At 40.9% G+C, this 19,891-nt stretch carries 23 protein-coding genes and 1 tRNA gene; 3 read left to right on the top strand and 21 right to left on the bottom strand.

Features of this window, described 5'->3' with window-relative positions:
• The 5 genes from FUA25_RS10885 to greA all read right to left on the bottom strand — a co-directional run bounded on the left by FUA25_RS10885 (window position 1) and on the right by greA (window position 3,686).
• Window positions 1-74 (bottom strand) — tRNA-Met (locus FUA25_RS10885).
• Between the two features lie 43 nt (window positions 75-117).
• Window positions 118-1,404 (bottom strand): TlpA family protein disulfide reductase, encoded by a 1,287-nt coding sequence (locus FUA25_RS10880; RefSeq protein ID WP_147756931.1) that lies wholly within the window; start codon window positions 1,402-1,404, stop codon window positions 118-120.
• A 75-nt stretch (window positions 1,405-1,479) separates the two neighbouring features.
• Window positions 1,480-2,670: an ATP-dependent Clp protease ATP-binding subunit ClpX gene (gene clpX, locus FUA25_RS10875; RefSeq protein ID WP_147756930.1), complete on the bottom strand. Its 1,191-nt coding sequence runs from the start codon at window positions 2,668-2,670 to the stop codon at window positions 1,480-1,482.
• 90 nt (window positions 2,671-2,760) lie between these two features.
• On the bottom strand, window positions 2,761-3,150 hold the full coding sequence (locus FUA25_RS10870; RefSeq protein ID WP_147756929.1) for an HIT family protein: 390 nt from the start codon (window positions 3,148-3,150) through the stop codon (window positions 2,761-2,763).
• 65 nt (window positions 3,151-3,215) lie between these two features.
• A complete protein-coding gene (greA, locus tag FUA25_RS10865; RefSeq protein WP_147756928.1) occupies window positions 3,216-3,686 on the bottom strand; it encodes a transcription elongation factor GreA in 471 nt (156 codons plus the stop codon).
• Window positions 3,687-3,783: 97 nt separating this feature from the next.
• On the opposite strand from greA, the gene FUA25_RS10860 reads away from it, so the two are divergent.
• Both FUA25_RS10860 and dtd read left to right on the top strand, forming a co-directional pair.
• On the top strand, window positions 3,784-4,233 hold the full coding sequence (locus FUA25_RS10860; protein ID WP_147756927.1) for a hypothetical protein: 450 nt from the start codon (window positions 3,784-3,786) through the stop codon (window positions 4,231-4,233).
• A gap of 47 nt (window positions 4,234-4,280) precedes the next feature.
• Window positions 4,281-4,730 carry a D-aminoacyl-tRNA deacylase gene (gene dtd / locus FUA25_RS10855; protein WP_147756926.1) on the top strand — a complete coding sequence of 150 codons (450 nt, stop codon included), beginning with the start codon at window positions 4,281-4,283 and terminating at the stop codon, window positions 4,728-4,730.
• Window positions 4,731-4,775: 45 nt separating this feature from the next.
• Here dtd and FUA25_RS10850 read toward each other — a convergent pair whose 3' ends face one another.
• From FUA25_RS10850 to FUA25_RS10825, 6 genes are all read right to left on the bottom strand, one after another.
• Window positions 4,776-5,285, bottom strand: a complete 510-nt coding sequence (locus FUA25_RS10850; protein ID WP_147756925.1) for a hypothetical protein — start codon at window positions 5,283-5,285, stop codon at window positions 4,776-4,778.
• Window positions 5,286-5,370: 85 nt separating this feature from the next.
• Window positions 5,371-5,907: a hypothetical protein gene (locus tag FUA25_RS10845; protein ID WP_147756924.1), complete on the bottom strand. Its 537-nt coding sequence runs from the start codon at window positions 5,905-5,907 to the stop codon at window positions 5,371-5,373.
• Between the two features lie 3 nt (window positions 5,908-5,910).
• The gene (locus tag FUA25_RS10840) at window positions 5,911-7,266 is read right to left on the bottom strand and encodes a DUF4173 domain-containing protein (protein WP_147756923.1); all 1,356 of its coding nucleotides are present in this window, start codon (window positions 7,264-7,266) and stop codon (window positions 5,911-5,913) included.
• A gap of 108 nt (window positions 7,267-7,374) precedes the next feature.
• Window positions 7,375-7,665, bottom strand: a complete 291-nt coding sequence (locus FUA25_RS10835; RefSeq protein ID WP_147756969.1) for a winged helix-turn-helix domain-containing protein — start codon at window positions 7,663-7,665, stop codon at window positions 7,375-7,377.
• Between the two features lies 1 nt (window position 7,666).
• On the bottom strand, window positions 7,667-8,212 hold the full coding sequence (locus tag FUA25_RS10830; protein WP_147756922.1) for a hypothetical protein: 546 nt from the start codon (window positions 8,210-8,212) through the stop codon (window positions 7,667-7,669).
• Complete coding sequence (locus FUA25_RS10825; RefSeq protein ID WP_147756921.1) at window positions 8,212-8,829, bottom strand: hypothetical protein; 618 nt, start codon at window positions 8,827-8,829, stop codon at window positions 8,212-8,214. The genes FUA25_RS10830 and FUA25_RS10825 overlap by 1 nt, the downstream gene beginning before the upstream one ends.
• 256 nt (window positions 8,830-9,085) lie before the next feature.
• On the opposite strand from FUA25_RS10825, the gene FUA25_RS10820 reads away from it, so the two are divergent.
• Entirely contained in the window at window positions 9,086-10,687 is a 1,602-nt protein-coding gene (locus FUA25_RS10820; RefSeq protein WP_147756920.1) for a class I SAM-dependent methyltransferase, read from the top strand.
• 65 nt (window positions 10,688-10,752) lie between these two features.
• Here the strand turns inward: FUA25_RS10820 and FUA25_RS10815 are convergent, their stop codons facing one another.
• The 10 genes from FUA25_RS10815 to paaA all read right to left on the bottom strand — a co-directional run bounded on the left by FUA25_RS10815 (window position 10,753) and on the right by paaA (window position 19,865).
• Entirely contained in the window at window positions 10,753-11,520 is a 768-nt protein-coding gene (locus tag FUA25_RS10815) for an enoyl-CoA hydratase/isomerase family protein (protein ID WP_147756919.1), read from the bottom strand.
• 55 nt (window positions 11,521-11,575) lie between these two features.
• Window positions 11,576-14,083 (bottom strand): phenylacetic acid degradation bifunctional protein PaaZ, encoded by a 2,508-nt coding sequence (gene paaZ, locus FUA25_RS10810; protein WP_147756918.1) that lies wholly within the window; start codon window positions 14,081-14,083, stop codon window positions 11,576-11,578.
• Window positions 14,084-14,093: 10 nt separating this feature from the next.
• On the bottom strand, window positions 14,094-14,366 hold the full coding sequence (locus FUA25_RS10805; protein WP_147756917.1) for a hypothetical protein: 273 nt from the start codon (window positions 14,364-14,366) through the stop codon (window positions 14,094-14,096).
• A gap of 121 nt (window positions 14,367-14,487) precedes the next feature.
• Complete coding sequence (locus FUA25_RS10800; RefSeq protein WP_147756916.1) at window positions 14,488-14,901, bottom strand: PaaI family thioesterase; 414 nt, start codon at window positions 14,899-14,901, stop codon at window positions 14,488-14,490.
• Between the two features lie 276 nt (window positions 14,902-15,177).
• On the bottom strand, window positions 15,178-16,311 hold the full coding sequence (locus FUA25_RS10795; protein WP_147756915.1) for a 3-hydroxyacyl-CoA dehydrogenase NAD-binding domain-containing protein: 1,134 nt from the start codon (window positions 16,309-16,311) through the stop codon (window positions 15,178-15,180).
• 52 nt (window positions 16,312-16,363) lie between these two features.
• A complete protein-coding gene (locus FUA25_RS10790) occupies window positions 16,364-17,164 on the bottom strand; it encodes an enoyl-CoA hydratase/isomerase family protein (RefSeq protein ID WP_147756914.1) in 801 nt (266 codons plus the stop codon).
• 50 nt (window positions 17,165-17,214) lie between these two features.
• Window positions 17,215-17,679: a 1,2-phenylacetyl-CoA epoxidase subunit PaaD gene (paaD, locus tag FUA25_RS10785; RefSeq protein ID WP_147756913.1), complete on the bottom strand. Its 465-nt coding sequence runs from the start codon at window positions 17,677-17,679 to the stop codon at window positions 17,215-17,217.
• 111 nt (window positions 17,680-17,790) lie between these two features.
• Window positions 17,791-18,540, bottom strand: coding sequence for a 1,2-phenylacetyl-CoA epoxidase subunit PaaC (paaC, locus tag FUA25_RS10780; protein ID WP_147756912.1), 750 nt, complete (start codon window positions 18,538-18,540; stop codon window positions 17,791-17,793).
• An 84-nt stretch (window positions 18,541-18,624) separates the two neighbouring features.
• Window positions 18,625-18,906 carry a 1,2-phenylacetyl-CoA epoxidase subunit PaaB gene (gene paaB, locus FUA25_RS10775; protein ID WP_147756911.1) on the bottom strand — a complete coding sequence of 94 codons (282 nt, stop codon included), beginning with the start codon at window positions 18,904-18,906 and terminating at the stop codon, window positions 18,625-18,627.
• Window positions 18,907-18,920: 14 nt separating this feature from the next.
• On the bottom strand, window positions 18,921-19,865 hold the full coding sequence (gene paaA, locus FUA25_RS10770; RefSeq protein ID WP_147756910.1) for a 1,2-phenylacetyl-CoA epoxidase subunit PaaA: 945 nt from the start codon (window positions 19,863-19,865) through the stop codon (window positions 18,921-18,923).
• Window positions 19,866-19,891: the final 26 nt, after the last annotated feature.

Below are 19,891 nucleotides of genomic sequence, written 5' to 3'. Positions count from 1 at the left end.
TAGCGAGGACGGGAATTGAACCCGTGACCTCAGGGTTATGAATCCTGCGCTCTAACCAACTGAGCTACCTCGCCATTAGAGTGGTGCAAATATATAAATATTTTGAAAAGGTGCAAATTATTTTAGCTTGAAAAATTCCAAAACATCGCCAACATGTTCCGGCTTGTCGATAATCGTGTTGTTTTCATCTAAAATGAAGTAGGTAGGCGTTGCGTGAATGTTGTATGTTTCGGCAAAAGAGCTGTTCCATCCTTTCAGTTCCGTGGTGTTTACCCATGGCAAGGCTGATACTTTTTTATCATAAGCATCTTTTTCAGTGTCGAGAGATAGGCCGATTACCTCAACATTCGATGCTTTCAGCTGATTATATTTTTCGAGAAGCTTCGGAATTTCGGCTTCACAGTGCGAACAGGTGGATGACCAAAAGATTATAATTTTCTGTTTTGCCTTAACATCATAGAGCGATCCCGCTTTGGTATTCGTAGCATTGGTAAAACTGTAATCCGGGAATTTCGCTCCCATTTCCACATTTTTATTCACTTTGATGGTATTAGCAAGTCTGTCAGTGATGGTGCATTTCAGATTTTTGGCTTTCAGCAGGTATTTATCCTTCAGGCTGGCCATTTCGTATACATCAAAAATATCAATGAGTTCCGAAAGAACCATCTGTCCTCTTGGTGTTTCCACATTGATTGCGGTGAGCAGGCGATCAACTGAGCCGTCAACATTCGTGTTGGAACCGGAGTTCAGGTATGCAACAAGCAGCGGTCTTACCAACGACGAAGTTTCAAGAAGGTCGGTAGAATTGGATAAAAAGGAAATAATTTCTTCCTGCATCGGTTCCTTCTGACCGGCATTTTTTCCAAGATATTTATTGTAATTTTTGTTGTAGTAATTTATGAACGGGTGTTTCGCCGGATCTATGATTCCCGAAGCTGCAATCACCCCTATTTCTTTGTCCAAAGCTGTACCGAATTCACTTCCGCTTTTATAGTATTCTTTAATCTGTTTAAGAGCAGGCAAAATCGACTCCTTTTTCAGTTGGTTTTCCTGAACCTCATCCATGAGTTTGTTGGATGCATCAGAATATACCACTTCCTTTATTTTTTTACCATCAGTTTCCAGCGTGAGCACTGCATCTTTATTTTCTGAAATCAAACTGATGGAATTGTTATTTTCAGGAAAATAGATCTTCAACATCCCGGTGTAACTTTTCGGGAAAGTAAACAGCCAGGAATTGTTTTTTTTTATTTCTTTTGATGCGATGATGTCTTTGGAACCGTTCAGAGTATAAATAATGGCTTCTTTTGCAGCAAAATTTTCAGGAGCCTGCACTTTTACCGTAAACTGCGCGCTTAAACCTGCGGCGGTAAGGATCAGAAACAGAATGCTTGTTTTTTTCATCCTGTAAAAATAAAAAAACTCACCGAATATGGGTGAGTTTATGCTTTGAAATGAACTTTTTTATTAAAATTGGATCTATTTGCTTGTAAAGGGCAGATCTTCCTTTTTCAGGATCACCTCCTCCAAATCACCAATTTCAAACATGTAATTTTCAAGGATTTTTTCGGTAGTTCCTCGCAGACCACGCGCTCCGAGCCCTTTTTCCATGGTTTCTTCCACAATTTTCTCAATGGCTTCATCGGTAAACTCAAGTTTTACACCATCCATTTTAAAAAGTTCAATAAACTGGTTGATGATGGAATTTTTCGGCTCCTTCATAATCCGAACCATGGATTCGCGCGTGAGTTTATCCAGATACGTAACGATCGGGAAACGCCCAAGCAATTCCGGAATAAGCCCGAATTTACGCAGATCAATGGCGTTGATCTGACTTAAGATATAATCATCTTCCTCGATTTTATTCAGCTTATCAGCGCTGAAACCGATGGCCTGTTTGTTCAGACGTCTTTCAATGATCTCCTTGATTCCGTCGAAAGCTCCACCTGCAATAAACAGAATATTCTGCGTATTTACCTGGATGTATTTCTGGTCCGGATGCTTTCTTCCACCCTGTGGCGGAACATTTACAATGCTTCCTTCCAGAAGTTTCAGCAAACCCTGCTGTACCCCTTCGCCTGAAACATCTCTCGTAATACTTGGATTATCTGATTTTCTGGCAATTTTATCAATCTCATCAATAAAAACGATTCCTTTTTCTGCCTTTTCCACATCATAATCAGCAACCATCAAAAGACGCGAGAGAATACTTTCCACATCTTCACCCACATAACCTGCTTCGGTAAGAATGGTCGCATCAACAATACAGAACGGAACATTCAGTTCTCTGGCGATGGTTTTGGCCAGAAGTGTTTTGCCGGTTCCGGTTTCACCGATCATGATGATGTTCGATTTCTCGATTTCCACTTCACGGTTTTCGTCTTTGGCGTGTAAAAGTCTTTTGTAATGGTTATAAACGGCAATGGAAAGCTGTTTTTTCGCCTGATCCTGTCCTATTACATACTGATCTAGAAATTTCTTGATTTCTTTTGGTTTTTTAAGGTCGCTGATGTTTTCGGCCGGAGAAAATCCTGCAGGTTCTGCACTTTCCTTTACGATTGCGTGAGCCTGCTCAATGCAGGTTTCACATATAAAACCCGTCTGCCCGGAAACCAGCATCTGTACTTCACTTTTTTTTCTTCCGCAGAAAGAACATTGGTTTGAATTCATATTAAATTAATAATGGTCTGAAGTACGGCGATGAAATCACCTCGTACTTTAAAAAATTTTGTCAAAGTTAATTACTTTGACAAATTGGTTTTAGGAATTAATGATGGAATTTTGAATTTCGCTGTATTCTTCATCCGAAAATTTCAGCCGTGCGTTTTTAAAATTCATATCCTCTGTTTTATCAATGGGAATCAGATGGATGTGTGCGTGCGGAACTTCAAGTCCGATGACCGCAACGGCAATCCGTTTTTCCGGATAGCTTTTCTGAAGTTTTTTCGCCACTTTTTGTGCAAAACCCCACAGATTTTTAAAATCTTCGTTGTCCAGATCAAAAATAAAGTCGGTTTCTGTTTTGGGAATAACCAAAGTATGTCCTTTCACGAGGGGCATCGCATCCAGAAATGCCAGAAAATTGTCATCTTCTGCAATTTTATATGACGGAATTTCTCCTTCTATAATTTTAGTGAATATGGTACTCATGATTCTTAATTAAAATGGACTCTTTTGGACGCTGTAAAATTACAAAATATTTGAAAAAACATTTATTAAAGTGAAATCTCCAGTATTTCGAATGAAAGCTGGTTGCCGTTCGGCAATACGATGTCAGCATTTTCGCCAACAACTTTGCCTAACAGGCCTTTTGCAATGGGAGTATTTACAGAAATCCGTCCTGTTTTCAGGTCACTTTCGTTATCGGGAACCAGCGTAAATTTCTGTTCCTGTTTCGTAGCCTTGTTCATTAGGCGCACCGTGGTCAGGATGGAAACTTTTGAAGTATCCAGATTGGTTTCGTCGATCACTTTGGAATTGATGATGATGTCCTTCAGTTTAGAAATCTTCATTTCGAGCATTCCCTGCGCTTCTTTTGCTGCATCATATTCTGCGTTTTCAGAAAGGTCTCCTTTATCTCTTGCTTCAGCAATCTGCTGGGTAATTTTTGGTCTTTCGATGGTTTCCAGCTGTTCCAGTTCAATTTTCATTCTATCTAAACCGTCTTTGGTAACATAACTTGCCATAACTTTTGTATTTAACGTTAGTATAAAAAAATTATCCGACATTTGTCGGACAATGTTTATTCTTTGATTTCGTTTTACAAATATATAAATTATTTAAATGAAAAGAAATATAAGGCTCTTTTTTTTGGCAATCTTTTTGGTTTTCAGCACCTTAAATCTCAATTCCTGCTCTAACAGACAGGAGGTAGTGAGCTGCTTTCCGAATGTCGCCATCAACGTTGTTCTGAACCTGAATCTTCCCGCCTATTTCAACCTTCAAACGGTTGGCGGCTGGATTTATGTGGATGAACAGAGCTGTGGAACAAGAGGCTTAATCGTAGTGCGAACAATCAATGGTTTCAAAATCTATGACCGGAATGCCCCGCATCTCTGTCCCGATACCAACACCACATTAAATATTGTGAACGATATTAAAATCGTTTGTGCACAAGACAATTCCGAATGGATTCTGCTGACCGGCCAACCCACTGCAGTAGCTTCAGTTCCGCCCAAAACCTATCTTTATAATTACGATCAGAACAATAATATCCTGTCGATTTATGACTGATAACTTGTTTTTGGAACTCTTAATTTATCCATGAATTTGAAAATGCAATGAAGGCAGTTATTCAGCGCGTATCTGAAGCAGAAGTAAAGGTTGACGGGATAACAGCAGGCCAGATTAAAAACGGGCTGCTTTTGCTCATCGGCATTGATGAAGCAGACGAAAAAAACGATGCCGACTGGCTCGTTCAGAAAATCCTGAATCTCCGGATTTTTGGCGACAAAGAAGGCAAACTTAATCTTTCCGTTCTTGATATTTCCGGTGAAATTCTCTGCATCAGCCAGTTCACTTTAATTGCAGATTATAAAAAAGGAAACCGGCCATCGTTCATCAAAGCTGCAAAACCCGACAAAGCCATTCCTCTTTTTGATTATTTTCACGAAGAAATCTCCAAATCAGGCCTTAAAACAGAAAGTGGAATCTTCGGTGCAGATATGAAAGTCACTCTTCTAAACGACGGACCTGTGACCATCGTGATGGATTCCAAAACAAAACAATAAAAAACCGGCTAAAAAGCCGGCTTCATTTTATATATAAGAAAACAATTAAGGTGTAGTAATCGGAACACTGCTGAAACTGATTGAAGTTTTCACCGAAATATCTGAAGTCGGCGACTGTTTCAGAACATATACAAATCTTTGCTGTACTGCTCCTGCACGCATCATATTGTCCAAAGTCTGTGAACTGTTAACGTCAAGTGTAAGCGTACTTCCAACATTATCTGAAATGTTTTCCCGCGAAGCTGCCAGAACTTCATTGCTTCCGTTGGAAGAAAGATATACTTTCACCGACTGAAAAACTCCTACACTCGAATTTGTAGGCAGTGTAAGCGTGGCATTCGAAACCCTGATGTCTTTTACATTGGCACTTGCTCCGGAAATCTGGTTAATACTTTGCGCCACCGAGACACTGGAAAGCTGTTGATTGGCGGGTGAACCCGAAGTCACCAAAAAATTGGCGTTGTAGGGAAAGGTATTCTGCATGATGGATGAAACGGTTGAACAGCTTACTAAACCTGCTGTCGCTACCACCGCCGATAAAAAAATATTTTTCATAATCTTTGTTTTAATTAACAACTTACGCTTCAGAAATTATACCATACTTTCCAATTAACACAACATTAACACCGGTTTGCTCTTATCATTCGATCTCCAAGGAGAATTTCCCTGTCATCTTGCCGTCAGCCATCAGATTGTGACCGACAATAATCCAGTATTCTCCCTTTTTAGGCGTATCCACCGATACTTCTCTTCCAAAAGGACCGTCAAAAGTTCCATCCGGAAATCTAATCTGGTTAATGCGGACATTAAGATTTGGATCAGCATTGGCTATTTTAACTGAAAGTTTCGGATTTTTATAATCTTTGATCTTCAGAATGAATTTCTGATTCTCTTTTGTAAACTCTTCCCCAATGGTGAACGGAAGCTGTTCTGCAGGTGCAGTTCTGATGATTTCATTGCCTTCCACTTCACGCATCACTCCTTCCCGTAGAACTTCTTTTGTTGCAGGTGCATTGTTGATCATAGAATCCTTAATTGCAGAAGAATCTATTGTTCCTTCCACCGATAGTTGATCTGCAGCCTTCACAGAATCCGAATTCACGGAAGTTTCTGTAACTGCCTCTTTTTTATTACAGGACAATGCGATGAGCGGAATTAAGATGAGTAACTTTTTCATATTTTATTTTAATGTTTCGTAATAAATGATTTTGGAGAGGAAGGAGTCTCTGTATATAAATTCGTTGTAAATATCTTTCCCATGTTTCATTTTTTCAGGGAAATGCTCTTTCAGCAACTCATCATTATAATTCAGAGACTGTAAAAACTCAAAACTGCCCTTGTTGTTCGTGATGTTATAAGAAGTTGCGAGATTCCCCCAGTTGATGAAACTCGCAGCCAAAACTGTTCCATAAAAATACCAGCAGATATGGTTAAAAAGGTAGGCATTGGTTTTGCGGTTTTTAATTTTCAAAAAAGTCAAGGCAAGACCGATCAAAGAAAGAATAAGAAACGCATAAACTCCGAGCCTTTTGTAGGTCAAACCGAAATTGATGATGTATTCTGAGTTTTTTGCCACCGCCGAAATCACCAAAACGACATTCAGAAAAATCCAGATTTTCGCCAGAAGTTTAAGTGGCTTCGCTTTGTCGTCGAAGTTGAAACTGCCTTTAAAGTAAAACATGATGACCAGAACCGCCATGATAATGGACAAAATAACTGCATTGACGCGGTCATGCGTTTCAGCAGAAAGTTGGTTGGGGGTTTTCGGAATTTCCACAAACTGCTCATAATTAAAGGTGATGATAAAAACCAGAAGCAGCACATTCAGCGCGAGAAGAGAAATCACGCCGCTTTTTCGTTCTGAACTGAGGTCCAGAAATGAATAAGTCGGTTTCTGGATTCTGTCTTCGTTCAGGAAATCATTTTTTAAATGATGGTTCCAGCTGAAGATGAAATTTTCGATTTTAAAATTCCAGAAGTTAAAGGCAATGAAGAAGCCCAGCGCGCCCAGTACGATAAATTCCCAAACGTGAAAATCAAACTCCCAACCGGTAAAAATGTTGGAGAAATGTTCGCTTCCCAAAGAATAAATCCCGAAGAAAGCCACAATAAAAAGGGCAGGAATCAGGATGACTGCAATAAATTTCTTCAGTGTTGCCGATGTATTCCTTTTCGGAAGCCATTCATCAAATTTAAAGACCCGGTAAATAAAGGTAATGAAACTTACTGCAAATACCGGAATGACAAAAAGAGATTTCAGCTCCCTGTTCCTGGATTTAAATGCAAGCAAAAACAGCGAAGTAAAAACCGCCAGAAATGAAACAAAATCGCCGTACCATGCGAAAGCTACGCTCGACAGGATGCTGGTAACAAAAAGGATTAAAAAAGTCCGGGTCCGGTTTCCTTCCGGTGTGTTAAAAAGCGTGAGCAAAGCATACGCGATGCCGAGAATTCCGAAATTAAGTCCCATGTCTTCGCCGTAAAAAAGTGTGATGAAGAGGACCGTTGTGAGGAGGATTAAGTGATGTGTTTTCATTTTGATAAAGATTTAAGGTTGTTTGGTTATGGTTCTATTTTTTTAATGACGAAGTTTATTTATTCAAAGAACTTTGTATTTCAAAGTTAAATGATAAAAAAAATTGGTTTACCTGCCCAGTAATTTTTCGAGCGCGGTTAAATGCTCACTGAAGGCTTTTTTCCCAGAAACTGTTGCGCGGTAAGAGGTTTTTGGTTTTTTGCCGACAAATTCCTTTTTCACTTCTATATATTTTGATTTTTCCAAGGCGGTGCTGTGACTCGCAAGATTGCCGTCGGTAATTTGGAGCAGATTTTTCATTTCTGTAAAATCAACCCAGTCGTTCACCATCAGAACGGACATAATCCCCAGTCTGACGCGGCTTTCAAATTCTTTGTTGAGTTTACTGATGTTGATCATTTTAATTTTCGAAATTGCTGAAAATTCCATGTTTCTTTTTTATAAAAAACATATTTCCAAATTTTTTGGATTTAAAAACATAATAAAAGTTCCAATTACTTCTAACCAGTAATGGTTCTTTGTCAACCACCTGGTGATTAGGTGCTAAATTAATTATCATTAAGTGTGGACTTGTGTATCCGTCTACAAATTTGATTCGACCTTTATGAATACTTTTAATTGAACCATTATTAAAATATTCATAGAAAGTAAAATCATTATTTTCTTTAATCTTGTAGGTAAAATGTTCATATTGCCAATTTGCATTTTTCCCTTTAAACATCTTTCTATCAACCACATAAGTTCCATATATATCTTTTTTGTCAACTTTTGTTTTGCTGTTAATAAAGTCATTAACAAATAAAATACAAATAATTACAATAATGACTCCCCAAATCCCCAAAAATAAATTTAAATAGATTTTCTTTTTTGTTAATAAATAAGTTACTGGTAAAATTAAAGTAACCCCTAGAAAAAATAATAAGATTAAAAATGAAATAAAATACATTATTTATACTTTTTAAACATCAAAATTCCATACACAATATGCAGCAGCCCGAATCCAAGAGCCCAGAACGCCAATCCCCATCCCAGAAAAAAGAAGGAAAGCAGGCCAAGAACAATTTGACAGTAACCCAAATTCTGGATGTCGGTAAAAGTATATTTTGAAGCATTTACCAAAGCCAATCCGTAAAAAATCAATGTTGCAGGGGCAATAAACACGAACATATGGTGATACAAAAGCCCAAGACAGAAGAATCCGCCCGTTACCAACGGAACTGCAAAATTAAACAGCAGTCTTTTCGTGGTTTGATCCCAGATTTTCAGGTTGTTTTCCTTGCTTTTTCTTGCGGTGAAAAAATAACCTGATAAAACCGCGAGAACGAGGATCACAATTCCGATCATTACAAGTTCCTGCACCAAATCCGGAGTAAAGACGTTTCTGTTTCCGTCAAAATAATTGATTTCTTCGCGCTGAAAAACAAAATACACATACACTGCGCCGAGTAAAGCCACCAGTCCGGCGAAAACACCGGAAAGTCCGCTCAATGAAATAAACCGTGAACTGCGCTCCATCATCGTGCGGATGTGCGACAGGTCTTCGTGATAATTTTTTGATTCCATAAAAAGAACTTTGAATTACAAAGTTAATATTTAATTTTAAACGGCAAAATGTTTTTTGCTTTTTTTGAATGATCTGATTGTTGCCACGACACCAATTGATTTTAATGAGAGACAATGTCATTCTGAACGAAGCATTGCGAAGTGAAGAATCTCAACATAGACATATTTCTATTGTAAAGGATGGTGCTTTGGAAATTTACCTGGTTGCGGACTTAAAAAATCCCTATATTTATACAACCTCATTTCAACGTACATTATGGACAAAAAAGAGCTCCGAAGTTCCATTTTCAGACATCTCGACGGTATCGTTACCGCTCCGGTCGTCGCTGCACTTCAAAAAAAAGAGATCATTGACCAAATTTTAAGGTCGGGAAAAATCACGCTGAAAGAATTTTCAGAAAAAATGGAAAGCAACGAAGGCTACCTGAATGTTGCGCTCCGCGTTCTGGCTTCGCAGGGTTTTGTGGATTATCATCTGAACAACAATGATGAATCCGTGACAGTTTCGGCGAACGCCAACACGGGATTTCTGCTTTCATTTGCGAAAATGTATGAAGAAGTGATCCCTTTTCAGAAAGAATCCATGACTTTTAATTTTCAGCAACTGGAACCTGAATCGTTCAATAATCTCGTACAGCTTTTTGATGAATTCATGAATCATTTCGGACTTGAAATTTCAGAAGATGAAAATGAGCAAAAAGTACAGCAGCAAATCCTCAAACACATCGAAGGCTGTCTGGTCGGACCGATCATTGTTCAGCTCGGAATGAACGGCATGTTCCACAAATATTTCATGGAAACTTCCTTCCAGGCCGTTGAGTTCCATAAAAATCCGGAAAACTTTGAAAAGGTTTTGGATTTCCTGACCCACTTAGGATGGTTTACGAAAACGAATCAGAACTATAAATTCACTGAAAACGGACTGTACTTTGCGCGGCGCGCCACTGCGTACGGTGTTACCGTATCTTATCTTCCGATGTTTAACCGGATGGAAGACCTGCTTTTCGGAGATCCAAAAAAATTGAGAGAAACCGCAGAAGGCGAAGACGAAATTCACGTGGACCGCAAAATGAATGTTTGGGGGAGCGGCGGCGCCCACTCCACTTACTTTAAAGTGGTGACAGATTTTATTGTTTCCATCTTCAACCAGCCGATTCATCTTCAGCCAAAAGGAATTCTGGATATGGGTTGCGGTAACGGCGCCTTCATCCAACACATTTTTGAGACGATTGAAAGGCAAACTTTGCGCGGAAGAATGCTCGAAGATTATCCGCTTTTTCTGGTCGGGGCCGATTACAACCAGGCTGCGCTGAATGTTACACGCGCCAACCTCATCAACAACGACATCTGGGCAAAAGTAATCTGGGGCGACATTGGGAATCCGGATTTGCTGGCGAACGATTTAAAGGAAAATTACGACATCAATCTTTCGGATCTCGTGAATATCCGGACATTTCTGGATCACAACAGAATCTGGAAGGACACGAAGAATATGAATCCAGACAGAATCTCTACTTCAAGCGGTGCGTTTGCTTTTCGCGGCGCGCGTATTCCGAACAAACTCGTAGAAGAAAATCTGAAGGAACATCTGAATCTATGGCTTCCGTATATAAAAAAGAACGGTTTGCTCGTCATTGAACTTCATACTTTACAACCTGAACTTACCAGCAAACATCTCGGCGAAACTGCCGCCACAGCTTATGATGCCACCCACGGATTTTCCGACCAGTATATTGTGGAAGTGGATGTTTTCCATAAAATTTGTAATGAAGTCGGTTTGACGGTTGATAAAGATCTGTTCAAAAAATATCCGGATTCTGACCTGGCAACGGTTTCGATCAATCTGCTGAAAGCCTAAAAAGAAAAGCAAAGATTTGATCTTTGCTTTTCTTGTCTAAATTTTTACGAAAAATTACGTTAAAACTATTTAGCGCGCAGTCTTTCTTTAATTTTTTCAATATTTTGTTTTGCTGAATCTTCCAGAATTAGGCTCGCGCTCATGTGGATTCTTTCCGGCATGAGGTTTTCGAAATGTTCTGTGCCTTCCCACGAAACTTTTTTAATCAAAGCCAGTGCGTCAGAACTTCTGTTTGAAAGTTTTTCAAGAAAATCCTGAAGTTTTTTATCCATTTCAACAGTACTTGAAGACACCACGTGATATACATCGTGCTTTTCGCACCACTCAGCGCTCCGGAAATCTGCGTCGATCGACATGGCTTCGTAGGCCGATTTTCCGATTTTTCTTTCCACATAAGGCCCGATCACAAACGGCCCGATTCCCAAATTGAGTTCCGTTAACGCCATCGCAGCATCTTCCGTCGCGAAACAGTAATCCGCGGCACAGGCGATTCCTACTCCACCGCCCGTAGTTTTTCCCTGAACCCGAACGATGACCAGTTTTCCGCAGTTGCGCATCGCATTGAGCACTTTTGCAAAACCGCCGAAGAATTTCGTCGAAGTTTCAAGCTCTTCAATGGAAAGCAATTCGTCGAAACTGGCACCTGCACAAAAGGCTTTTTCGCCGTCTGATTTTAAAAGAATCGCTTTAACGCTGCTGTCTTTACTACTGTCCAGAATGGTTTGCGCTAGTTTTTCGAGAATTTCTCCGGGTAAAGAGTTGCTTTTTGGGTGTCCGAAAGTGATTTCGGCTATATTGTTTTTGATTTCGTGGTGTACAAATCCGTTGTTCATATCTTTTTTATAAATTTAATAGTCGTGTATACTGATAAACTGACTTTTAATCTTTTTAAATTCCATTACTATTAAACAACCCAAACTGTTCAAAATGATGGGTAAAATGTTTCCGGTGGAAAAGTTCCATCATTTCTTTATTCAGCGTTCCGAAACGCGGATGAAAATGTTCAGCGGTTGGGTTTTCGCGGTAGTAAATTAAAAATTCTTTCAAAGCTTCAGACAGTTTTTCTTTCGCCTCATTCAGGTTTTTAAACCTTAGGACTGGTTTTTCGCCTTCTTTCAGCAAAGGATACTGTGCGCCCGGACGGATTTTCTGATCAGTATAGATCCAGTCCTGCAGCAGTTCCATTTTTTCAGCCGGAATTTTCGGAAAATCAGACGGATCCAGTTCGCTGAAACCGTTTCTCAGTACTTCTTCCAGATGTTCCACCATCATTTGTGGTGACATTTCACCAAATTTACGTTCTGAAGACTCGGTGAGTGCGTCCATCATTTTCTGGATTTCTTTTGTTTTCAGTTCCAGGAATGGTGATTTTTTCGCGACCAAAGTGAGAATTGTGGCGACACACACGATTTCATCGCGCTGGTTTACGACTTCCACCAGCCATTTCACCACACCGCTCGGGATGTTTCTGCCTTTTACGCCTTTGTTGATTTTTTCTTTCGCTGTCAAATAAACCGTCATCGTATCTCCGGCATAAACCGGTTTGAAGAAACTTGCATTTTCCAGTCCGTAATTCGCGATAACCGGACCTTTTTTTCCGGAAACAAATAGACCTGCGGCCGCTGAGAGAATAAAATAACCATGCGCAACCGTTTTATCGAAGATGGTCCCGTTCAGGGAAGTAGCATCGGTGTGGGCATAAAAATGATCCCACGAAACATTGGAAAAATTCACGATATCGGCTTCCGTAACCGTTCTTCCGGCGGTTTCCAAAGAATCACCCACTTCCACTTCTTCGAAATATTTTCTGAAAGGATGTTTATCTGAAAATTTCTGGGTCGCCCCCTGCTGATAAATTCTGGTGATCGCCGTGAGAATATCCGGCGAACCCTGAATTGCTGTTTTCTGAAGGAAGAAATGAAGACCGTTCAATCCGCCCATTTCTTCGCCTCCGCCCGCTCTTCCGGGACCACCGTGCATTAAAGTCGGCAACGGAGATCCATGACCTGTACTTTCTTTGGCATTATCACGGTTCAGCACAAAAATCCTTCCGTGCGTTGTAGCCATTTTCCAGGCAGTTTCAGCGACAAATTTTTCATCGTGAGAAATGATGGAACCCACCAAACTTCCTTTTCCGCGTTTTGCGAGTGCAGCAGCTTCATCTGCATCTTTGTACGGCATGAGCGTTGAAACCGGACCGAAAGCTTCCACATCGTGGGAGATATTTTTCACGAAAGGACTGTCGTTATAAAAAAGTTTCGGACTCATAAATGACCCTGACTCAAAACTGGCATCGATAAGATTCTGCTGTCCGTCATAAATAAGTTCGGTTTCGGTCTGCAATAATTTTATCTTTTCAGAAACTTCGTTGAACTGGTCTTTACCCGCTAACGCGCCCATTCTGGTCTCACGGTTCAGCGGATTTCCGATTTTCACCTGATCCAAAGCTCTTGTTAACGCATTCTGAACGTCGCCAACCAAATGTTCGGGAACGATAATTCTGCGGATGGCGGTACATTTCTGACCCGATTTGGTCGTCATTTCATTTCTGACTTCCTTAATGAAAAGGTCGAATTCCGGAGTTCCGGGTTTTGCATCCAATCCTAGAATAGAGCAGTTTAAAGAATCCGCTTCCATATTGAAACGCACTGAATTCTGTGCGATGGAAGGCATTGATTTCAGTCTTTTTCCTGTAGATGCCGAGCCGGTAAACAGTACCGAATCTCCGTCTTTCATAAACTCGAGCATGTTTCCGGCACTTCCGCAAATCAGCTGGATGGCTCCTTCAGGAAGGATTCCGCTTTCAATCATATCCTGAAAAACGGCATGCGTGAGGTAACTTGTAGGCGTCGCCGGTTTCACAATACTTGGAACTCCAGCCAAAAGTGAAGTGGACAGTTTTTCAAGCATTCCCCAAACCGGAAAATTGTAGGCGTTGATCTGCACCGAAACTCCTTCGCTCGGGGTGAGAATATGTGTACCGAGGAAGGTTCCGTTTGCGGAAATTTTCTGTGTATCACCATCTACCCAAAAAGGCGTATTCGGCAGCATTCTTTTTGCCAGACCGGAATAGGTGAAAAAAGTTCCAAAGCCGCCTTCGATATCCACCCACGAATCTGCATGTGTTGCACCGGTTTTATAGGAGATTTCGTAATATTTTTTCTTTCTTTCCAGGAGATAAAGCGCTACTTTTTTCAGCATTTCGCCCCGGTCGTAAAACGACATGGAAGCGAGGTTTTTGTAACCCACCGTTCTGCCGTAATCCAGTGCCTGTTCGAAATTGATTCCTTCGGTATCCACCAATGCGACTTTATCGCCGGTTACCGAATTATAAAGCTGGTTTCCGTTTCCGGAACCTTCGATCCACTGACCGTATATATAATTTTTGAGTTTCATATTTGAAATATTATTGGGTGTTTTTTGATGTTTTAAGCGTTCTGATCAGCATTTTTACAAGAAAAAAGAGCAGCAGTAAAATCACCGCAAAATCGATGGTAAAAATTGCAGCCGGAAAAAAGTCAAAGAAAGCACTCTGTTGGGCAGGCGCCGCAGTCGGGTCCTGTGCATTTGCACTTACTGAAAGCGCGATTCCCTTCCTGACTGTATAAAATGCCGCAAAATTCAGGATGGCAAGGGTGAGAATTCCGGCAAAGAGTTTAGTTTTTGATATTTTGAACATGGTTTACGGGAACTTTTATGGAGCAATTTTCCGGATGTTAAGGTACTGAAATTTTCACTTTTGGAAAAATGGTCTTTGGAAGCCGAAGCTGTGTATTTGAAGGAACTTCGGAATGAGCCAACTACAAATCCGTTACTTTTTTTTCGATTTTATACACGGTTCCGCGAAAGGCAGCGACCAAAATTTTATGCTGATTCGTAATCGAAATGTCGTAAACCCCGGTTTTTCTTGTATCTGAAACCAAAACGCTTTCTGCAGTCAGAATATCGCCCATTTTGACGGCTTTTGTGAAATTGATGATGCAGTTCAGGGCTACAGAAGCCTCGTTGGTATTGTTGCTGGAAAACGCGAGCGCCGAGTCGGCCAGGGAAAATGTGATTCCACCATGAACAGTTTTGAGCCCGTTGATCATTTCTGGCTTTACCGGCATTTCGATCAGGCAGTATTTTTCACGGATCTCGATCAGTTGTATTCCCATCCATTTTGAGAATTCGTCCTGATTGAGCATGTATTGTGCAATTTCGTGTGGAGTCATTATTGAAGGTTGAATGTTAGGATATTTCTATTTGTGTTTTTTCGAACCAAATGATCCGAACAGCATTTTATTGGGTCTAAATAGAATAAGATTTGTCAAGAAAAAAACACAAAACATTAATAAATAGCCTTTTGCATCATAAATCTCATACAGTCCATCTTTATCAATTGTTTTTGACAGCACAAAAATCAATAACCAAAATAAAAAAACAGAAATTAATGCTTGAGTTAATGAATTGATAAAGTTTTGCCGGGTAAAAATAGTATTTATCATTGATTAGATTTTTTGAAGTAGCGGGCTTTGTCTGTATCTTTCTTCCTGATATTCACTGTGCAGATTCTGCAAAGTTTCAGAGATTTTTCCGTAACCGATTTCTTTTCCCCAAGCCAATAAACCTTTCGGATAATTCACGCCTTTCTGCATGGCGAGTTCCAGATCTTCGTCACTGGCAATTTTCAGTCTTTTTGCTTCTACCGCTTCATTGATCAGCATCGAAATGATCCGAAGAAAAATCTGTTGATAGAGGTCTTCATTTTTTTCCGGCGTCGGTCTTACCGCATTTTCTGAATAATCATAAAATCCTTTTCCGGTTTTCCGGCCGTGAAGTTTCGCTTCGCTCATCCTTTGCTGAAGAAGGCTGGGCTTAAATTTCGGATCGTAAAAATAATCGGCATACACGGTTTTTGTCACCGAAAAATTCACATCAATCCCAATCAGATCCATCAGTTCAAAAGGTCCCATTCTGAAATTCCCAACGGAACGCATGGCATCATCGACCTGTTCAGGCGTCGCCAAATTTTCTTCCACAATTCTCAGCGCTTCTCCGTAAAATGGTCTCGCAATTCGGTTCACGATAAAGCCGGGAACATCTTTTGCAATGATGGGTTCCTTGCCCCACAATTTCATTAAATCATAGATTTTTTGCTGAAGGTTTGTATCGGTCAAAAGTCCGGGAATAATTTCCACCAAAGGCATCAAAGGCGCCGGATTGAAAAAATGAATTCCGATAAAACGTTCTGGGTTCCGAAGTTCGGCCGATAAAGAAGTGATCGAAAGAGACGAAGTATTGCTTGCAATTACGCAGTCTTCTGAAACAACTGTTTCCAGTTTTCTGAAGACCTCGGTTTTGATCTCTTTGTTTTCAATTATGGCTTCAATGACCAGATCGCAGTCTTTAAGTTCCGCAAGGTCTGTGCAGCTTCTGATATTATTGTAGATTTCCACAGCCTTTTCAGCTGAAATTTTCTGTTTTTCTGTGAGCTTTTTTAAGGTATTCTTTAACTGAAAAAGCGATTTTTCGGTCTGATCCGAATTTACATCGAAAAGGAAAACTTCGCAGCCGGCTGTTGAAGCGACCTGTGCAATTCCGATTCCCATCGTACCGGAGCCGATGATTCCTATTTTTGTCATATGATATGGTAAGAAAAGGGCTCAGCTAAAAAAACCAGGCCCTCAAATGATATTACTTTCCTTTATAATTGGGTTTTCTTTTTTCTAAGAATGCGGCTACGCCTTCGTAAAAATCTTCGGTATGGGCAGCCTGCTGCTGCAAATCGCCTTCAAGCTCGAGCTGCTCTTTTAAAGTGTTGTCGTAGGAATGTGCAAAAGCTTTTTTCGTGAGTTTAATCGCAGCTGTAGGTAAATTTGACATTTTTTCAAGAATTTCCAGCGATTTTGCCTCAAACTCAGCCTCCGTGAATACCTCAGCTACCAAACCGTAGCTTTTCGCCTCCTCGGCAGTCAGTTTTTTTCCGGTAAACGCCAGATAATTGGCCAGCTGTCTTCCCAACAGTTTCGGCAAATAATAGGTTCCGCCGGTATCAGGAATAAGCCCGATGTTAACAAAAGCCTGCGCGAAAAATGCTTTTTCCGACGCGAGTACAAAATCACAGATCAAGGCCAACATGGCTCCGGCTCCGGCTGCAGGTCCGTTTACCAAAGCGATAACCGGTTTTTTGCAATGGGTGATTTCGGTCACTAATGGGTTATAATAATCCAGAACAATTCTTTCTACAATGCGGTGCTCATGATGATCAGTGCCCTGCACGAAGGCATCATCCAGGTTCTGTCCGGAACAGAAAGCTCTTCCGCGGCCTGAAATAGCTACGCAACGAACGGTTTCGTCTTCGCTGCACTCGGCTATAAAATCTTTAAGATCCCCTAATGCCGGCTTATTAAGGGCATTCATCGTTTCCGGCTGATTGAGATATGCAATCTTCAGTTTTCCGTCAAAATGAGTTACAATTTCGATCTGTGTATACATTTTTTTAATTTTTTGGGGTTAAAGTATGATTAAAACTTACTTTTTCTACGTTAGTGACATTTGAAATAGTCAAAAGGTTCGAGACAAACGTTGCACTGATAACTGGCTTTACAGAGGGTGGAACCGAAACGGCTGATCTGTTTGGTATCGGTTGAGCCACAACGCGGACATTTTTTCGGAACATTCAGATGGTCTTCTTCCGACCCTTTTTCGGGCGGAGTAATGCCGTAAATCCTTAATTTTTCGCGGGCTTCGTCGGTGATCCAGTCAGTCGTCCAGATGGGTGATATTTTGGTGATGACTTTCGCGGTAATACCCTTTTCCCTGAATAATTTAATGATGTCTTCCTCAATATTAAACATCGCAGGACACGCAGAATAAGTGGGGGTGATGATGATTTCCGCCTCATTTTCAGACACCATCTTTGCATCGCGCACAATCCCGAGCTCCACGATATTGATAACGGGTATCTCGGGATCTGGGATCTGGGATAATATTTCCAGTAAATTCTGCATGTTTTTATCTAAAAGTACTAACGTGTAATTATTTTAAAGGGTATCGAAGAGATTCTTCACTTCACTCCGCTGCGCTCCGTTCAGAATGACACGTGCAAAGACTTCCTTCTTTTACCACGTACAGTTCGGATACGTGCGCTGCATATACTGCAGTTCGCATAAAATAAACCCGAAATATTCTGTATGATAGCCTGTTCTGGAGCCTTTCTGCATAAAATCGCTTTCCGGGATTTCCAGGCCGAACTTCTGGAAATCTTCAGAAACTTTTGCTTTCCAGTCTGCATATAACATCTCAGAATCAGGAAGAATGTCCAGCTTTGCCAGATCGGATTCTCCTTCTGTTTCCGCGAACATTCCTTTCGTATATTCCCAAAGCGTCTCTACAGCAGCATTTAACCGGTTTTTGCTTTCTTCTGTTCCGCCGGCAAACATTTTCACCCACGTTGAAGTGTGTGTATAATGGTATTTCACTTCTTTCAAAGATTTTTCCGCGATGGCAGCCAGCTGCTCATCAGAACTTTTCATCAGTTCCGAATACAAAAGCTTCTGATACAGGGAGAAAAAATAGACTTTAAGAATCGTCTGCGCATAATCGCCGTTCGGAAGTTCGGAAAGCTGACAGTTCATATAGTCTTTTTCAAGACGGAGAAAGGCCAGATCGTCCTCGGTTTTGTTTTCACCCTGAATTTGCACGGCATATTTGAAAAGATTGCTGCTTTGACCCAGATAATCGAGGGCGATATTGGTAAGGGCGATATCTTCTTCGAGATAAGGTCCCTGCCCGCAAAGTTCACCCAGACGCTGACCGAAGATCAAAGTATCGTCTGCCAGTTTTAAAATATAATTGTAAAGTGGATTCATTATTTTTAGATTCAAGAATCAAGATTCAGGAATCAAGATCGCGAGATAACATCTCGGGTCTTGATTCTTGGGTCTTGGGTCTGTTTACATATTTTTTACATCATTCGGAATCGCATAAAAGGTCGGATGACGGTAGAGTTTATCGTCGGCCGGATCAAAAAAGGCTTCTTTATCCACTCCTTCGGAGGTGACGAGATATTTGCTCGGAACCACCCAGATCGAAGTGCCTTCCATTCTCCTTGTATATACGTCTCTTGCATTCTGAAGGGCCATTTCTGCCGTCGCTGCCTGCACCGTTCCTGCATGTTTGTGCGAAAGTCCCGGTTTGGTCTGGATAAACACCTCCCACATTTCTAAATTGCTCATTATTGAATATCTGTTTAAATTGTATTTGTTGCGTTTTCCATTTTACCTGCGAATGCCATTGCCGCATCTTTCACCCAGCTGTGTTCGCGCTGTGCTTTTCTTTTGGTCTCCAAGCGTTTTTTATTACAAGGTCCGTTGCCTTTCAGCACTTCCATGAATTCATCCCAAGGCAAATCGCCGAAATCGTAATGCTGGGTTTCTTCGTTCCATTTTAATTTATCATCCGGAATTTTAAGGCCTAAAAACTCAGCCTGACCAACGGTAACATCGATAAATCTTTGTCTTAGGGCATCATTGCTTTCCCTTTTTACCCGGTAATCCATAGATTTCTTTGAATTCGGCGAAGACTCATCATTCGGGCCAAACATCATTAAAGCCGGCCACCAGAAACGGTTCAAAGCTTCCTGCGCCAGATCTTTCTGTTCTTTTGTGCCGCGGCAGAGCGTCATCAAGATTTCGTAACCCTGTCTTTGGTGAAAGGATTCCTCTTTACAGATTCTCACCATCGCTCTGGAATACGGTCCATAAGAATTTCCCATCAGCATCACCTGGTTCATGATCGCTGCGCCGTCAACCAGCCAGCCGATCGCACCGATATCTGCCCAGGAAAGCGCCGGATAATTGAAAATGCTCGAATATTTTGCTTTTCCGGAAAGCATATCATTGTATACAGAATCCCGGTCGGCAGCGATTTCGCCGTTATTCAAGGTTTCCGCAGCAGCATATAAATAGAGTCCGTGACCTGCTTCGTCCTGAATTTTGGCCAGAAGTGCCATTTTTCTCCGGAGTGAGGGCGCTCTGGTAATCCAGTTGGCTTCCGGCAGCATCCCGACGATTTCGGAATGGGCGTGCTGAGAAATCTGACGTACGAGTAATTTTCTGTAATCATCGGGCATTACATCTTTCGGCTCCACTTTATTTTCGGCCTGAACGTATTCTAAAAATTTTTCCTGATTCATTTTTATATTCTAAAAAGTAAAACAAT

Origin of the sequence: Chryseobacterium sp. (genome assembly GCF_008014695.1) — a bacterium.
Taxonomy (GTDB): domain Bacteria; phylum Bacteroidota; class Bacteroidia; order Flavobacteriales; family Weeksellaceae; genus Kaistella.
This window is presented reverse-complemented; position numbering and strand designations above follow the sequence as displayed.

What these genes read in the sequence shown, in the direction of transcription:
- FUA25_RS10880 (WP_147756931.1), bottom strand. Translation starts at nt 1,404, where the DNA reads ATGAAAAAAACAAGCATTCTGTTTCTGATCCTTACCGCCGCAGGTTTA.
- clpX (WP_147756930.1), bottom strand. Translation starts at nt 2,670, where the DNA reads ATGAATTCAAACCAATGTTCTTTCTGCGGAAGAAAAAAAAGTGAAGTA.
- FUA25_RS10870 (WP_147756929.1), bottom strand. Translation starts at nt 3,150, where the DNA reads ATGAGTACCATATTCACTAAAATTATAGAAGGAGAAATTCCGTCATAT.
- greA (WP_147756928.1), bottom strand. Translation starts at nt 3,686, where the DNA reads ATGGCAAGTTATGTTACCAAAGACGGTTTAGATAGAATGAAAATTGAA.
- FUA25_RS10860 (WP_147756927.1), top strand. Translation starts at nt 3,784, where the DNA reads ATGAAAAGAAATATAAGGCTCTTTTTTTTGGCAATCTTTTTGGTTTTC.
- dtd (WP_147756926.1), top strand. Translation starts at nt 4,281, where the DNA reads ATGAAGGCAGTTATTCAGCGCGTATCTGAAGCAGAAGTAAAGGTTGAC.
- FUA25_RS10850 (WP_147756925.1), bottom strand. Translation starts at nt 5,285, where the DNA reads ATGAAAAATATTTTTTTATCGGCGGTGGTAGCGACAGCAGGTTTAGTA.
- FUA25_RS10845 (WP_147756924.1), bottom strand. Translation starts at nt 5,907, where the DNA reads ATGAAAAAGTTACTCATCTTAATTCCGCTCATCGCATTGTCCTGTAAT.
- FUA25_RS10840 (WP_147756923.1), bottom strand. Translation starts at nt 7,266, where the DNA reads ATGAAAACACATCACTTAATCCTCCTCACAACGGTCCTCTTCATCACA.
- FUA25_RS10835 (WP_147756969.1), bottom strand. Translation starts at nt 7,665, where the DNA reads ATGATCAACATCAGTAAACTCAACAAAGAATTTGAAAGCCGCGTCAGA.
- FUA25_RS10830 (WP_147756922.1), bottom strand. Translation starts at nt 8,212, where the DNA reads ATGTATTTTATTTCATTTTTAATCTTATTATTTTTTCTAGGGGTTACT.
- FUA25_RS10825 (WP_147756921.1), bottom strand. Translation starts at nt 8,829, where the DNA reads ATGGAATCAAAAAATTATCACGAAGACCTGTCGCACATCCGCACGATG.
- FUA25_RS10820 (WP_147756920.1), top strand. Translation starts at nt 9,086, where the DNA reads ATGGACAAAAAAGAGCTCCGAAGTTCCATTTTCAGACATCTCGACGGT.
- FUA25_RS10815 (WP_147756919.1), bottom strand. Translation starts at nt 11,520, where the DNA reads ATGAACAACGGATTTGTACACCACGAAATCAAAAACAATATAGCCGAA.
- paaZ (WP_147756918.1), bottom strand. Translation starts at nt 14,083, where the DNA reads ATGAAACTCAAAAATTATATATACGGTCAGTGGATCGAAGGTTCCGGA.
- FUA25_RS10805 (WP_147756917.1), bottom strand. Translation starts at nt 14,366, where the DNA reads ATGTTCAAAATATCAAAAACTAAACTCTTTGCCGGAATTCTCACCCTT.
- FUA25_RS10800 (WP_147756916.1), bottom strand. Translation starts at nt 14,901, where the DNA reads ATGACTCCACACGAAATTGCACAATACATGCTCAATCAGGACGAATTC.
- FUA25_RS10795 (WP_147756915.1), bottom strand. Translation starts at nt 16,311, where the DNA reads ATGACAAAAATAGGAATCATCGGCTCCGGTACGATGGGAATCGGAATT.
- FUA25_RS10790 (WP_147756914.1), bottom strand. Translation starts at nt 17,164, where the DNA reads ATGTATACACAGATCGAAATTGTAACTCATTTTGACGGAAAACTGAAG.
- paaD (WP_147756913.1), bottom strand. Translation starts at nt 17,679, where the DNA reads ATGCAGAATTTACTGGAAATATTATCCCAGATCCCAGATCCCGAGATA.
- paaC (WP_147756912.1), bottom strand. Translation starts at nt 18,540, where the DNA reads ATGAATCCACTTTACAATTATATTTTAAAACTGGCAGACGATACTTTG.
- paaB (WP_147756911.1), bottom strand. Translation starts at nt 18,906, where the DNA reads ATGAGCAATTTAGAAATGTGGGAGGTGTTTATCCAGACCAAACCGGGA.
- paaA (WP_147756910.1), bottom strand. Translation starts at nt 19,865, where the DNA reads ATGAATCAGGAAAAATTTTTAGAATACGTTCAGGCCGAAAATAAAGTG.